The organism is Microbacterium aurugineum (assembly GCF_023101205.1).
Lineage (GTDB): Bacteria > Actinomycetota > Actinomycetes > Actinomycetales > Microbacteriaceae > Microbacterium > Microbacterium aurugineum.
On sequence record NZ_CP078078.1, the window covers coordinates 3,286,927 to 3,301,784 of the forward strand.

At 68.7% G+C, this 14,858-nt stretch carries 12 protein-coding genes; 5 read left to right on the top strand and 7 right to left on the bottom strand.

Annotated features, from left to right (window positions below; translation table 11 throughout):
- The first annotated feature begins 30 nt into the window (after positions 1-30).
- The 3 genes from KV397_RS15795 to KV397_RS15805 all read left to right on the top strand — a co-directional run bounded on the left by KV397_RS15795 (position 31) and on the right by KV397_RS15805 (position 2,875).
- Positions 31-1,227: a DUF4185 domain-containing protein gene (locus tag KV397_RS15795; RefSeq protein ID WP_261811698.1), complete on the top strand. Its 1,197-nt coding sequence runs from the start codon at positions 31-33 to the stop codon at positions 1,225-1,227.
- Positions 1,224-1,952, top strand: a complete 729-nt coding sequence (locus KV397_RS15800) for an SGNH/GDSL hydrolase family protein (RefSeq protein WP_261811699.1) — start codon at positions 1,224-1,226, stop codon at positions 1,950-1,952. Before KV397_RS15795 ends, KV397_RS15800 begins: the two co-directional genes overlap by 4 nt.
- A 272-nt stretch (positions 1,953-2,224) precedes the next feature.
- Complete coding sequence (locus KV397_RS15805) at positions 2,225-2,875, top strand: TetR/AcrR family transcriptional regulator (RefSeq protein ID WP_261811700.1); 651 nt, start codon at positions 2,225-2,227, stop codon at positions 2,873-2,875.
- Between the two features lie 6 nt (positions 2,876-2,881).
- Here KV397_RS15805 and KV397_RS15810 read toward each other — a convergent pair whose 3' ends face one another.
- From KV397_RS15810 to KV397_RS15840, 7 genes are all read right to left on the bottom strand, one after another.
- Positions 2,882-5,998: a cellobiose phosphorylase gene (locus tag KV397_RS15810; protein ID WP_261811701.1), complete on the bottom strand. Its 3,117-nt coding sequence runs from the start codon at positions 5,996-5,998 to the stop codon at positions 2,882-2,884.
- A gap of 41 nt (positions 5,999-6,039) precedes the next feature.
- Positions 6,040-6,861 (bottom strand): carbohydrate ABC transporter permease, encoded by an 822-nt coding sequence (locus tag KV397_RS15815; protein WP_047523687.1) that lies wholly within the window; start codon positions 6,859-6,861, stop codon positions 6,040-6,042.
- Complete coding sequence (locus KV397_RS15820; RefSeq protein ID WP_081997053.1) at positions 6,861-7,781, bottom strand: carbohydrate ABC transporter permease; 921 nt, start codon at positions 7,779-7,781, stop codon at positions 6,861-6,863. Before KV397_RS15820 ends, KV397_RS15815 begins: the two co-directional genes overlap by 1 nt.
- Positions 7,778-9,058: a sugar ABC transporter substrate-binding protein gene (locus tag KV397_RS15825; protein WP_261811702.1), complete on the bottom strand. Its 1,281-nt coding sequence runs from the start codon at positions 9,056-9,058 to the stop codon at positions 7,778-7,780. The genes KV397_RS15820 and KV397_RS15825 overlap by 4 nt, the downstream gene beginning before the upstream one ends.
- 58 nt (positions 9,059-9,116) lie before the next feature.
- Positions 9,117-10,742, bottom strand: coding sequence for a glucoamylase family protein (locus KV397_RS15830; protein ID WP_261811703.1), 1,626 nt, complete (start codon positions 10,740-10,742; stop codon positions 9,117-9,119).
- Positions 10,743-11,168: 426 nt separating this feature from the next.
- Positions 11,169-11,603, bottom strand: coding sequence for a hypothetical protein (locus KV397_RS15835; protein ID WP_261811704.1), 435 nt, complete (start codon positions 11,601-11,603; stop codon positions 11,169-11,171).
- Positions 11,604-11,624: 21 nt separating this feature from the next.
- Positions 11,625-12,239 (bottom strand): hypothetical protein, encoded by a 615-nt coding sequence (locus KV397_RS15840; protein ID WP_261811705.1) that lies wholly within the window; start codon positions 12,237-12,239, stop codon positions 11,625-11,627.
- A 136-nt stretch (positions 12,240-12,375) separates the two neighbouring features.
- Between KV397_RS15840 and purL the strand changes: the two genes are divergently transcribed.
- Both purL and KV397_RS15850 read left to right on the top strand, forming a co-directional pair.
- The gene (purL, locus tag KV397_RS15845) at positions 12,376-14,706 is read left to right on the top strand and encodes a phosphoribosylformylglycinamidine synthase subunit PurL (protein WP_261811706.1); all 2,331 of its coding nucleotides are present in this window, start codon (positions 12,376-12,378) and stop codon (positions 14,704-14,706) included.
- Positions 14,703-14,843 carry a hypothetical protein gene (locus KV397_RS15850; protein ID WP_165875457.1) on the top strand — a complete coding sequence of 47 codons (141 nt, stop codon included), beginning with the start codon at positions 14,703-14,705 and terminating at the stop codon, positions 14,841-14,843. Before purL ends, KV397_RS15850 begins: the two co-directional genes overlap by 4 nt.
- The last annotated feature ends 15 nt before the right edge of the window (positions 14,844-14,858 follow it).

The window sequence follows — 14,858 nt, forward strand, 5'->3', positions numbered from 1 at the left end:
TACCCACACGAACACGAAGGAGTGATCGAGATGAGAAGACGCATGATCGCGGCCGGCCTGGCCGTCGCCTCCCTGTGCGCGGGGGCCCTGTTCGCCGCTCCGGCGAGCGCGGCCGTCCCCGCCGGCGGAGGGCACGGCAACGGGCAGCACGGACACGGCAACGGGAACGGGAACGGGCAGTGTTCGCTGGTCGACAAGACGCTCACGGCGACGGCGAGCGTGAACCAGGATCTGACCGAGACGTTCACGACCTACGGGAACACCGGTGGGGAGTGGACCGGCGGTGACAGCACCTACTCGCTGCCCCTCGGCAAGGGGAAGACCGGCTGGTTCTTCTCGGACACCTTCCTCGGCACGGTGAACCCCGACGGATCACGCCCCACCGACTCGCCCTTCGTGAACAACTCCGTCGTGGTGCAGGACCGCCGCGGCGACCTCACGACCATCACGGGCGGCACGCCGGAGGATCCGGCCGGCATCATCCCGCCCGAGCCCGACGGCAAGTGGTACTGGATCGGCGACCCGACGCCCGGCCGTCACGGCACCGTGCAGGTTCCGCTGCTGCAGTTCGCGCGCACCGGCACCGGCCAATGGGACTTCGCGTGGACCGCGAACCGGCTCGCGACGCTCGACGGGCGGACGCTGCAGCTCGACAGCATCGTGGACCTGCCTTCTGCGACCGGCATCAACTGGGGATCGTGGACGCTCGAGGAACGCGGCACGACCTACGTCTACGGCATCGCCGACCCCGGCGGGGTGCGCTCGGCCTACGTCGCCAAGGTGCAGGGCGGAGACGGCCTCACGGGCACGTGGACCTACTGGAACGGCACGACCTGGTCGGCGTCCGAGGCCGATGCCGTGCCCGTGGTGCCGTATGTGGCGAACGAGTTCAGCGTGGCGCCGTTCCGCGACGGCTACCTGCTCGTCACGCAGGACACCTCCGAGCTGTTCAGCACCCGCATCGTCGCACGCACCTCGTGCTCGCCGACCGGACCGTTCACCGATCCGGTCGAGCTGTACCGCACCCCGGAGACCGGCGCGCTCGGCAGCTACGCAGACCCCGACGTGTTCACCTACAACGCGCACGAGCACCCGAACCTGCGACACGGCAACCGCATCCTCGTGTCGTACAACGTGAACACCTTCGACAACGTCGGCGACGTGTACGACGACGCCTCGATCTACCGTCCGCGGTTCATCGACGTGCAGCTGAAGGTCACCGGATGACCGATGACCTTCCGGTGCTCCGGGGGCTGCTCGCCTCCGGAGCACCGCTCACCTGGGTGTTCACGGGCGATTCGATCACGCACGGCCTCATCCACACCCGCGGCGCCCGCAACTACGTCGACCACCTGCACGAGCTGATCCGCGGTGATGCCGGTCGGGTGCAGGACACGGTGGTCAACACGGCGATCACGGGATGGCGGGCCGACCTGATCCTCGGCGACTTCGCGCGCCGCGTGACGCACTGGCGGCCCGACGTCGTCACGCTCATGATCGGCACGAACGACTGCACCACACAATGGCTCGACCCCGTGATCGAGGTGACGGCGTTCGCGGCCTCGATCACGGAGGTCGTCCGGCGCGCCCGGGACGACGGCGGGATCCCCGTGCTGCAGACCCCGCCGACCGTGGACCTGCATCACGCGCCCGACCGCGCCCGCATCGGCGAGTTCGCGCAGGCGGTCCGTGAAGTGGCCGCGCGCGAAGGGGTGATCCTGGTCGACCAGCACGCCGCGTTCACCGCCTTCTCCGAGGGGACCGGCCCCGGCAACGACGACATGGCGTGGGGGCTGCTCGACGACGCGTTCCACCCGAACGCAGCCGGACACGCACTCCTGGCGCTCGGGTGGGCCGATGCCCTCGGGTTCGACGCCGTGTCCTCCCCCGTCCGCACGGACCTCGCCGCACGCGTGGCCGTGGCCCGGCATCCGCAGTGGCCGCCCGCGTGACGGTCTCCGCGCGGCCGCGTGCATAACTCCTCAAAAACGTGCGTGTTCGACGCCGGGTGGCCGACTTCAGACCGAAACGACCCCGTCTTTGAGGAGTTGTTCACGGCGACAGGCGTTCACAACTCAGGAAGAGCGCAGTCCTCCTGCCCGGATCGACCCCCGCGGGCTGAATCGGCGACTTCTCCTGAGTTGTGAACCGCGGCATCGGGCGACCGCTGCAAAGCCGTTCAGGTGTTAGGTTTTGAGTCGGGTATCGAGGCGGGAGCGCAGCGGTGGACACAGGCGACACGGAGCAGCGGGGAACCGCGGCGGAGCAGCGCAAAGGCTACGCGAAGGGCCAGGCGCGGCGGCAGGCGATCGTCGACGAAGCGCTGGAGTTGTTCTCGCGCACCGGGTATCGAAACAGCTCGATGCGTGAGATCGCCCGGCGGGTCGGGCTCACGCAGTCCGGACTGATGCACCACTTCGCCGACAAGGAGGAACTCTTCGCCGAGGTGCTGCACCAACGCGACGAGACCGTCCGCGGAGCCGCAGGAGAGCCCGCCGAGCACACGCTCATCGATCAGGCCGGCAAGGTCGTCGCGCACAACCAGTCATCCCGCGGCCTCGCATCGTTGTATGCGATCGTGTCGGCGGAGGCCTCCGACCCGGAGCACCCCCTGCACGACGAGTTCGTCGACCGCTACCGCTCCGCGGCCGACCGGGCGGGGGACCTCCTCCGCCGGGCGCAGGAGGCGGGCGAAGTGCGCACCGACCTCGACCCGGACCTCGCGGGGCGGCTGATCAGTGCGGTGATGGACGGGATCCAGCTGCAGTGGCTGCTCGACGAGTCCGTCGACATGGTGCCGCTCTTCGAGGAGTTCGTGCGCGGATACTTCCTCCCGTCGGATGCGCCGGAGGAATCGCCCGCCGCGGAGGCGTGACCGGGATCAGCCCACCTCGATCGTGAGGCGCACCTCGCCGGCCTCCTGCGCCTCCCAGGTCGCGCGCGGAATCAACACTCCACCCCGCCGGTATCGTCGCGGCACAGGGGTCGTGTCGACGGGGCGTCCGTCGAGCAGCACGCGCCGCACACCGTGCCCTTCCCCCGTGACCCGGTAGGTCGCGATGACGTCTCTGCCTCCGCACCGTATCTGCGCCGAGGAGCCGTCGAACACCCCGGGGAGCACGGGGTCGACCTGGAGCCCGTGCACGGTCCACCGGCATCCGAGCACCTCTTCGACCAGGATCCGCAGGATGAGTCCCGGCCCGGACGAATACACGCGCCACCCTCCCTCGAACGAGAACTCCGGATCGAAGAGACGGTCCGGGTGCTCCTGCGCCTCATAGCGGTCGACGAACCCCGCATCGGAGGACGAGTAGTAGCAATCCGACTGCCGCGCCGCGGCTCCGGGCACAGCCGATCGCACCCCCTGCGGTATCAGCAGCTGCAACGCCTTCCACGCCCGCTCCGCCAAGCCGAGTCGCAGCAGCGCCTGCACCCACCGGGTGTGGGCATGCGAGTACATGAGCCCGATCTCGCGCCCCCAGAACGATGCCGCCTCAGCCCGCAGGAACGTCCGCGTGACCCCACCGTGATAGGGAAGGGGCCGGTCGAACAGGTAGATGCCGGTGGGGCCGTCGAGGTGCCGGTCGACGAGGGCGAGGTGGTGCGAGGCCTCTTCGGGGGTGAGCAGCTCGTCGCCGATCGCGTGGATCACCTGCAGGGATCCGTGCCCGATGTGCGTCCGGTCGTCCGCGGGATGCACGAGCGGCTCGAGTCCGTCCGAGGTGATGATCGAGTACCCGCACAGCTCCCCGTCCACGAGGAGGCGCTCGCGGAACGCGCTGCGCGTGCCGGCCGCGAGCGACGCCATCCGGTCGGCCAGGTCAGGGGCTGCATCGGCGAGACGGGGCCCGAGCGTCTCGAGCGCCTTGATCTCCAGCTCGGTCGTCCAGGTCGAGCACAGCGAGGCCGCGAGGGCGGGGCTGGCCGGCTGAAGGGCGTCGTTCCAGTCTCCGTGCCCATAGGCAGGCAGTCGCGGGTCGGCGCTGCGGCGCGATGCCAGTCGGCCGAACGCCGCCTCCACGTGTTCGAGGATCGATGAGGGCGGCGACAGTTCGTCCGTCCCGACGGACGACACCCGCTCGTGCAGGATGCCGTCGTCCCCCGTCGCCTCCAGGTACTCCCCCAGCGCCAGGAGCGGCCAATAGATCACGTCGCCGTGGCTGTCCCGATGGCCGGGTGCACGATGGTCACGGAGGTACTGGAACCACTGGGGCCAGTCGCCGTCGGTCTGCTGCGCGGAGAACACCGTGAGCAGCACGTCGCGCAGCACTGCCGGACTGTCGGTGGCCAGGAGCAGTCCCACCGGTCCCTGACTGACGTCACGGGTACCCCATGCGCCGCCCGTGAACTGCTCGAGCCCTCGCGGCGCCTGGTAGTGAATGGCCGCGTCCGCGACGAACGACGGCAGGATGCGGTTCAGGCGGCGGATGCTCTCGTCATCGCCGTGAAGCTCGGGAGCACGCCACAGCGCCTCACGCTCACCCGCGTCCGCCTGATCGACGAGCACGATGCGGTGCCGGAACACCGTCCCCGCCGGATGGACCCTCGCCCGCCACCGGTCGTCACGGCTGCGGCCGTCGGCGAACAGCGAGCCGTCCTCTCCGGAGGCCGTGACCGCATCGGCATGGGCCGATACGAGGAGCTCGATGGGCGGGCCTTCGACGACCTCCACCTCGACGATCAGCTCCCGCAGGGTCAGTGTGCTGACCACCTCGATGTGCCGTCCATCCCACCGATAGACCCAGCGGGCCCGGGGGCCGTCGACGATCCACGCGCTCGGGGTGCCGAGCATCAGCCACGGGCCGGTGGTTCCGCGGACGAAGAGCCGCAGCCCATCGGCGCGCTTGAGCCCGACGGCGCTGCGCCGCACCGAGAGGAGCGGCGCAGCGCTGGCATGCCCGATCGTGAGCTGCGAGGCGAAGACACCGTTCATCCACGCCGTGGAGGCGACCGTGAGATCAGCGGGATGCGGGCCCGCCGACACCCGCGAGATGTGACCGTGCGGACGCATGACGGCACGCTCCTTCGCGCCGGACACGACGTGGCGGCCGCTCGCCCAGTACGCCCAGGCGCCGTCCGGCCCGTCTTCCACCCCCTCGGCGTCCGCGCCGCCCACCGCGAGGAAGTCCTCCTCGGACAGGTCCTCGACGATCGCCGTGCGCACCGGGCTGAAGAGCGTCGGCACGACGGCGGCGAGGGGTCCGAGCTGCGGCGGCTCCGTGCGCCACGGCGCTCCTCCATCGATCGCGTCCACGAACGCCAGGTCACTCGCGTCCGTCCGGCCGGGATGGTCGTCCACGACCACGACGGGAAACCTCAACGCACGGGTCTCGCCGCACGCCAGCGTCCGAGTCTCCGTCTGCAGGCCCAGCAACGTGTGCTCGCCCTGCAGGCGGCGGGACGGAAGGTCCCGCGAGAGATCGAGTCCTCCGTCAGGGAACGCCAGCTGTCGGGCATCCGTGCACCACCCCACCACCCGCTCGGTGCTCCCCACGGCCATCCACGGATTCCTCGGTCCCGGCATGCTCTGCCGGACGGCGAGCCACGCGACCTCCGGCTCGCCGAGCGGCTGGACATCGAGGTAGTCCGACACGTAGAACTCGTTCTCACGCAGGCTCTCGGCCGCGGTCAATGCCGGATCGATCAGGTGCACGACGTCCAGCGCGACCGGCTCGGACCCGGCGTTGCGGAGGTGGACGCTCCAGCCGGCGACACCGTCTGCGGGGTGCTCCCACCACACCTGCCACTCCACTCCGCGGGTCGTCCCCGAGACCAGCGCCGAGCCGTCACCGCGAGCGACCCGGCCCTCGCACGCGGGACCGGTGAGCGGATGCGCGTGCACCCCCTCCGCGCTGCGGAACCGGAGCCAGACCTGGTGCGGCCCCGGTTCGAGCTCGCTGGCCGGATACTGCAGCAGACTGAGGGGCCCGGCCTGCAGAGAGCCCAGGGCTCCTGCCGACGTGAACTGCGCTCGGATGACGGGGAGGGAGTAGTGCACTTTCCTTCAATCTCTCTGGGGTGTGGGCGGTGCGGCGACGATCACTTGATGCCGCTGGTGGCGATGCCCTCGATGATGAATCGCTGGAAGAAGAGGAAGACGACCAGGACCGGCAGCACGACGACCGTCGCGCCCGCGAGCAGCAGGCCGAAGTCCGTCGCGTTCTGCCCCGTCGACACCAGCGACAGCGCGACCGGCAGCGTGTAGGTCTTCTCACTGCTGGCGACGACGAGCGGCCAGAGGAAGTTGTTCCAGGAGCCGAGGAAGGTGAGGGTCGCGAGCGTGGCGATGGCGGGGCCCGCCAGGGGCAGGTACACACGGAAGAAGATCCGGAACTCCCCCGCGCCATCGAGTCGCGCCGCCTCCAGGAGGTCGCGCGGAGTGCCCAGGAAGAACTGTCGCATCAGGAACACCCCGAACGCGCCGGCGAGGAACGGGATGAACAACGCCGTCAGCGTGTCGGCGAGTCCGAGATTGACCACGAGGACGAACTGCGGGATGAACACGACCAGCCCCGGGATCATCAACGTGCCGAGCACCGCGATGAAGATCGCCTTCTTGCCCGGGAAGTCCAGCATCGCCAGTGCGTACCCGAGCATCGAACAGAAGAGGATGTTGCCCGTGGTGACGACGACGGCCACGGTCGCCGAGTTGAAGAAGAACCGTCCGAAGTCGAGCCGCTCGAATAGTCGCACGAAGTTGTCGAACGTCGGGTTCGCCGGCCACCAGGTCGGCGGCGACGCGAGGAGCTCGCCCTGAGTCTTGAACGCGCCGAGCACCATCCAGAGGAACGGCATCACGACGATCACGAAAGCGAGGATCACCGCGATGTAGATCCACACCCGGTTCCGGGATGCGCGCATCAGCTCTTCTCTCTACTCACACGGAACTGGATGAAAGTGACGACGATGACGACGATGAACGTGATGTACGCCATCGCGCCCGCGAGCCCGAAGTTGCCGAATCCGAACTGCCGGTAGGTGTACAGCGACACGGAGAGGGTGCTGTTGAGCGGACCGCCGTCGGTCATGACGAACGGTTCCTCGAAGAACTGCAGGTATCCGATCGTGGTGGTGACGACGACGAACAGCATCGTCGGCCGCAGCGTCGGCAACGTGATGTGCCAGAAGCGCTTCCATGCACCGGCGCCGTCGAGGGAGCCTGCCTCCAGGAGCGACGGCGGCACAGCCTGCAGGCCCGCGAGGAAGATGATCATCCCGGTGCCGAAGTTCCGCCACACAGCCATGACGATCAGCGAGGCCAGCGCGGTGCGCTGGTCTCCGAGCCAGTGCGGCCCGTCGATCCCCACCCATCCGAGCACGGTGTTGATGAGACCGTTGTCCGGCTGATAGAGGAACTTCCACACCACCGCGACCGCCACGATGCTGGTGATCACGGGTGTGTAGAAGCCCACCCGGAAGAAGTTGCGGAAGCGCTTGATGCCCTTGTCGAGCACGACGGCCGCGAGCAGCGCCACCGCTATCGTCAGCGGGACCCCGACCGCCACGAACACGGCGGTGTTGGTGGCGGCGCGCAGGAACAGCGGGTCTCCGAGAGCCTTGGCGTAGTTGTCCAGGCCGACGAAGCCGACGTTGAACGGAGTCTTGATGTCGGTCACCCGAGTATCGGTGAAGCTCATGAACATCGACTGGAACACGGGCCAGACGGTGAAGACCCCGAACAGGAGGCAGAAGGGGAGGGCGAGGATCAGGCCCGCCCGTGCCTCGCTCGAGCGGAAGCTCCTGCTTCGACCCGAGCGAGGCTGCCGAGCGGCGACGGTCATTCGCCGCCGAACCCGATCGATGTGGCCTCCTGCTGCACGGCTCGGAGCGCCTCCGCCGGATCCGACCCGGTCTTGGTGACGGCCTCCACCTGCGCGTCGAGGCTCGTCGCGATCTGCTCCCACGTCGTGATCGACGGCGGTGCCTTCGCGGTCTCGAGCTGCGTCCCGAAGACGGCGAGCTTCTCATCCGACTTCAATGCATCGGTCGTCCATGCCCCCTTGACGGAAGGCAGGTCGCCGACGATGTCGAACCACGAGGCCTGGGTCTCCTCCTCGGTGAGGAACTGCACGAGCTTCCACGCGGCATCCCGGTTCTTCGTGTTCGAGAACACGCCGAGGTTCGAGCCGCCGACGAACGAGGCCTCCTTCTCGGCAGAGGGCATCACCGCGACGCCGTATTTGTCGGCGAATCCCTCGCCGCCCAGCGCTTCGACGCTGCCGATCATCCAGGGACCGGAGATGAACATCGGCACACGGCCATCGACGAAGTCCGCCTCCGTCGTGCCCTCGGTGGGGGCGCTGTCGGCGAGACCGTCGGTGAAGAACGACTGGTAATAGGACAACGCGTCCGCGTTCTCCGGAGAGTCGAACGTGAACTCGGTCAGGGCGTCGTTCGTGATGTCGCCGCCCGCCTGCCACATGAACGGGAGCAGCGTCTGCCAGGAACCGGTTCCGCCGGGCTGCAGGCTGATGCCCCAGTCCACTCCCGGCTGCGTCTTCATTGCGGCCGCCATGTCGTGCAGTCCGTCCCAGTCCGTCGGCGGCTCGGTGATGCCGGCGGCCTCGGCGATGTCAGTGCGGTAGAACACGACGCGGGTCTCGACGTACCACGGCACGCCGTAGGAGACGCCGTCCACCAGGTTCGTGGCGTTCGCGCCCTCGAAGAAGACGCTGTCGTCGATCTGCGCGGGCACCGGGTCGAGCGCGTTCAGGCCGGCGAACTCACCCATCCAGGTCGTGCCCACCTGAGCCACGTCCGGTGTGGTGCCTGACGCGATCGCGGCGATGAACTTGTCGTGCGCAGAACCCCAGGGCACCGCGGTGACCTCGACGTCGACGTCGGGGTTCTGTTCCTCGAAGGTCTTCGTCAGCTCGTCGAGGTTCTCCCCCTCGGCTCCCATGGCCCAGACGGTGAGGCTGCCGGTGGCCGGTCCGTCGGAGATGTCCTCCGCTCCTCCGCCCTCCGCGGGCCCGGCATCCGCCCTCCCGCAGGCCGTCAATGTCGCCAGTGTCACGCCGACGAGCGCGAACGCCGCCAGTCTCTTGTTGATTCTCATGTGATCGCCTTCCGATCTGATGGGGTCTTGCTTCTTGTCGACGCCTGGCGGACGCTGCTCAGGCGCGTCCGGCACCGAACCTCTCGATACCGATGACCGGGCGGAGCCGGTTTTCGACGGCCCGCGTCGCGAAGCCTCGACGGACGACGCCGTCACAGAGCACGTTGCCGATCGCGCCCATCACCATCGCCTGATCGAGCGAGAGGTGACGACGGGAGACCGTGCCCGATCGCACGGCGACGGCGTCGAAGAAGCCGCCGCGCCCGTACGCGTCGAAGTCCCGCTGGATGTTCGCGAGGTTCGTGAACGCCTCCGCCGGCTCGTGCATCATCGCGAGGAACGCGGCGTGCGGGGTGACCACGCCGTCTCCGTAGGTCGGTGTCGGGTTCGTCGCCGGCCGACAGTCGCCGAAGCCGGGGTCGAAATTCGTTCCCTCCTGGTCGGACAGGTAACCGTCGGGGTTGAGTCCGAGCGCGTCGACGCCGTACTCGCGGTACCCGCCTGCCGGGTTGCTCGACGGGCTGAACCCCCAATAGCCGTAGCCGGCCTCGTCGAGACCGTGCTCGCGCTGCGCCCGCACGTGCAGCGGGTGATTGCGCCCCCAGCTCCCGGGCGCCCACCGGGCCTCCGGCACGAACACGTCGGGCATGAGCTCCTCGAACATGCTGCCGCCCCAGCCCGGCACGATGCGCATCCCGCGGTAGGTGTACGCGCCTTCGTAGACGTCGAGACCGAAGTAGGTGCGACTCTCACCCACGGGCTGCATCTCGTGCCACGACCAGTCACAGGAGGCCGGGAAGGTGCGCCAGGACGCGTAGTACTGCTTTCCGGGGATCTGTCCCGTGATGATCCCGAGATAGGTGGTGATGCGCGTCTCGGACACCACGGTGTCGTAGTGGTGCGTGGTCAGCCACACCGGTTCGCCGCCGACGTGCGTGCCCCGGTAGACGCCGCCCGGCCGGTCGTGGTCGAAGGGGAAGAAGCCGCCGTGGATGAGTCCGCCCTCGCGCACCAGGTGCTCGGGGTCGCTGTTGTCGTTGTAGAACGCGTCCCACCGCATCCGGTCGAAGGCCTTGGACGCCCAGTGCGCCGCGCCCCGATCCGCGTTCTTCACCGTGAGCAGCGCGGCACCCAGCCATCCGTTGTCGACGCTGGAGCAGAAAGGATGGATGACATCGCCCGAATCGGGCCACGTGCGCAGCGCCTTGCCCGTGGCTTCGTCATACCAGTTGTAGTACATGCCGCTCGGGGCGTGATGCTCCATGCGGTCGAGGGTCTTCAGGGTGCGGATGAGACGCCCGGTCGCTTCGCCCCGTGAGATGAGGCCGAGTTCTCGGGCGACGAGCGTCGACCACAGATAGCCACCGATGTTCGTCGGAGACGTGTAGCCGGAGCGCTCCCCGACGCTGAGCCCCTCGGTGATGTTGTCGGCGGGGAGGCCGGTGCGCGGGTCGGTCATCGCGACGAGGCTCCGCCAGGTGTCGGCCGCCCACCCCCGCACCTGGCGCGTGTCGAATCGGCGCGTCTGCGCGTTCAGGCCGCCGCGAAGAAGAGCGGGCGCCGCGACCGGCGACTCGACGGGTGCGGCAGCAGCCGGGAGCGCAGGGGTCATCGCGACGGTCGCCAGCGAGGCCGCCCCGGCCACGAGAAAGGTGCGCCGGTCGAAGGCTCGACGGTCGTTCATGTGCTCTGCTCCGTTCCACAGGACAGCTCTGCCCCGCTCAGGCGACGCCTCGCTGCGCCGTGCACCGACGATAGCGCAGAAAACCGTTCATGTGAACGGTTTTCTCTCGACAACCCCCCATTCCAGGGGATCCGTCGACCCGTGGCGGGATCGCGCGTCGGTCCGCACGAACCTGGCCGCGCGTGGCCAGGCACGTGGCCGTGGCCCGGCTTCACGCAGCCGCGTTCACAACTCCTCAAAAACGTGCGTGTTCGACGCCGGATGGCCGTCTGCGGACCGAAACGACCCCGCATTTGAGGAGTTGTTCACCGCGACAGCCGTTCACAACTCAGGAAGAGCGTCGTCCGAGCGGCGCATCGCCGCGGCGGTCGCAGCGGGCGCAGCGGAGTCGTCCTGATCCGTGCCCTCCCGAGCGACACGCCTCGATCACTGCGGGGCAGGGCGTCCTCGCGTGAGGTGCTGGATGGCCATCTCGGCGATGGGAGTCATCGCGGATGCGTCGGAGCCCTCGGGAGTCACGAAACGGAGCCAGTCGAGTCCGACGCGTACATCCAGCACCGGCCGGCCGTAGAAGTCGACGCCGGAGAGCGCAGCATCCGCACCCGCAACGGTGACAGGGGTCTCACCATCGAGCGTCTCGAACGCCCACGCACCCGAAGGGAGGGTTGTGAACGAGAGCAACGTGGCGTCGTTGTAGACGTCCTGCCCTTCGGCGTACATGCAGTAGCGGCCCCCGCCGTTCACGTAGTACACCTCAGCGGGAACGCCCCACCCTCCCAGCCGGGTGTGATCGACGATCTCGACAGGCGTGCCCAGCTGCTCAGTCAGCTCTTCTGCGGTGAGAAGGCTCTCACACGCCAATCCGGCGACCTCACTCGCCCCTTACTCGACGTCGCGGAGTGTTCCGGAGGCCGATGCCAGCAGCCCCGCCATCGCGGTCCGCACACGGTCGGCGTCGCTCTCGACGAGCCCCGATGCTCGGAGCATCCCCGTCATCAGCACGTCACCGTCGCGGAGGCTGACCTGGCAGTGGCCGTCACCACACCAGACGTCTTCGCGCTCAGGAAACCGCCCCCCTCGCGTGACGACGCCGTCGACGATGACCTGCGCATTCGGAACGATCACGATCTCCCAGACGAGATCCATGCTCCCCTCGGCGCCGGAGCTCACCGGGTCCCCGGCTGAGCACCCGATGCCGCCCGCCCGCTGCATCATGAACTGTGGGGGTCCGGGATACCAGTTCGGCGCGTTGACCTGCAGCAGCGCGTCCTTCTCCCCTTCGACCGAGGCACCCAGCAGGGAGATCACGACGCCGGACACATCGTCGCACGTCACATCGAACGCGGCTTCGGGAGCGACGATCGGCTCCTGGGTGGGCGTCGGCGTCGGCGCCTGAGACGACGCCGACGGGCTCGGTGGGACCACCGGCTCAGGACTACATCCGGACAGCACGATGACGGCGGCGACACCGAGAAGGGCGAGAGAACGCAGGCGCATACCGCCACCCTACGAAGCCTGGCGACGGCTTCGACGGAGCCGAGTGCAACGATCCGATGACGCCCGCCAGGAATCGGGGCCGAACCCGCGCCGGTAGACTGGACATGCCCCGCCGGCCCCTTCCCTTGGAGTGCGCGTGACCACCGCCCCTGCACCTTCCCCCCAGCACGTCCCCGACTCCGTCGAGAACGCGATCGCGACGCCCGAGAAGGAGCAGCCCTACGGGGCCCTCGGACTCAAGCCCGATGAGTACGAGCGCATCAAGGAGATCCTCGGCCGCCGGCCCACCTCGGGCGAGCTGGCGATGTACTCCGTGATGTGGTCGGAGCACTGCTCCTACAAGTCGTCGAAGAACTACCTGCGCCGCTTCGGCCAGAAGGTCTCCGACGAGATGAAGGAACGCCTCATGGTGGGCATGGGCCAGAACGCGGGCGTCGTCGACGTCGGCGAGGGCTGGGCCGTCACCTTCAAGGCCGAGTCGCACAACCACCCGTCGTTCATCGAGCCCTTCCAGGGTGCGGCGACCGGCGTCGGCGGCATCGTCCGCGACATCATCTCGATGGGCGCCCGCCCGGTCGCGGTCATGGACGCCCTGCGCTTCGGTGCGGTCGACCATCCTGACACCGCCCGCGTCGTGCATGGTGTGACCAGCGGCATCAGCTTCTACGGCAACTGCCTGGGCCTCCCGAACATCGGCGGCGAGACGGTCTTCGACGCCGTCTACCAGGCCAACCCGCTCGTGAACGCGCTCGCGGTGGGGGTGCTGCGTCACGAAGACCTCAAGCTCGCCAACGCGACCGGCGTCGGCAACAAGGTCGTCCTGTTCGGTGCCCGCACGGGTGGCGACGGCATCGGCGGCGCGAGCATCCTCGCCTCCGACTCCTTCGACTCCACCGGGCCGACCAAGCGCCCCGCGGTGCAGGTGGGCGACCCCTTCGCCGAGAAGGTGCTGATCGAGTGCTGCCTCGAGCTGTACCGCGGCGAGCTCGTCGAGGCGATCCAGGACCTGGGCGCCGCCGGCATCTCCTGCGCGACCAGCGAGCTGGCGGCCAACGGCAACAGCGGCATGAAGGTCTCGCTCGACAACGTCCTGCTGCGCGACCCCACGCTCACGGCTGAGGAGATCCTCATGTCGGAGTCGCAGGAGCGCATGATGGCGATCGTCGCGCCCGAGAAGCTCGACGCGTTCCTCGAGGTCGTGAACAAGTGGGAGGTCGAAACCTCCGTGCTCGGCGAGGTCACCGGTGACGGACGCCTCATCATCGACTGGCAGGGCGAGCGCATCGTCGACGTCGACCCCTCGACGGTCGCGGTCGACGGCCCCGTCTACGACCGCCCGGTCGCCTACCCGACGTGGATCGACGCCCTCCAGGCAGACGCCGCCGAGAACCTCCCCCGCTCGAACGACCCGGAGACGCTGCGCGAGCAGTTCCTCGACATCGTCGCCTCGCCGAACCTCGCCGACACGAGCTGGATCACCAACCAGTACGACTACTACGTGCTCGGCAACACCGCGCTGAGCTTCCCCGACGACGCCGGCATGATCCGCGTCGACGAGGAGTCCGGCCTCGGCTTCGCGGTCTCGACCGACGCCAACGGCCGCTACTGCCAGCTCGACCCGTACGCAGGAGCGCAGTTGGCCCTCGCCGAGGCGTACCGCAACGTCGCCGTCACCGGTGCTGTGCCGACCGCGATCACCGACTGCCTCAACTTCGGCTCGCCCGAGAACCCCGAGGTCATGTGGCAGTTCGGCCAGACGGTCGACGGCCTGGCCGACGGATGCTACGAGCTGGGAACCCCGGTCACCGGCGGCAACGTCTCGTTCTACAACCAGACCGGCGACGTGCCGATCCACCCGACCCCGCTGGTCGGCGTGCTCGGCATCATCGACGACGTCTCGCGCCGCATCCCCTCCGGCTGGCAGGACGAGGGCCAGAACATCTACCTGCTCGGCACCACCTCGACCGAGCTCTCCGGTTCCGCATGGGCGGACGTGGTGCACCAGCACCTCGGCGGTCTGCCGCCTGCGGTCGACCTCGCGGCGGAGAAGCGCCTCGCCGGTCTGCTCTCTGCGGCTCGCGACGAGTGGCTGATCTCCTCGGCGCACGACCTCTCCGAGGGTGGCCTCGCGCAGGGCCTCGCCGAGGGCGTCATGCGTTTCGGCGTCGGCGCCCGCGTCTGGCTGAACGAGATCATCGAGCGCGATGGGGTGGATGCCGCATCCGCGCTGTTCTCCGAGTCGACCGGCCGCGTGCTGGTGACCGTGCCCCGTGAGGACGACGTGAAGTTCCGCGGCCTCTGCGAGGGACGCGACTACCCGGTGATGCGCATCGGCGTGACGGACGACGAGGGCGCGAAGCTCGAGGTCCAGGGCGTCTTCACCGTCTCGGTCGCCGAGCTCCGCGAGCGCTCGCAGGCCACGCTCCCGTCCTACTTCGGTCCGACCGTCACGGAGGTCAGCGCATGAGCGACAACCTGAGCGAGGACTACGGCGACCTCGGCGAGAAGCGCAACCGGCGCATCCGCATCGTCGCGTGGACGGTCATCATCGCGCTGATCCTCGCCGGTGGCGGCGCGACGGTGCTGACGCTGCTCCTCGGCTGAGACTCAACGCCGACC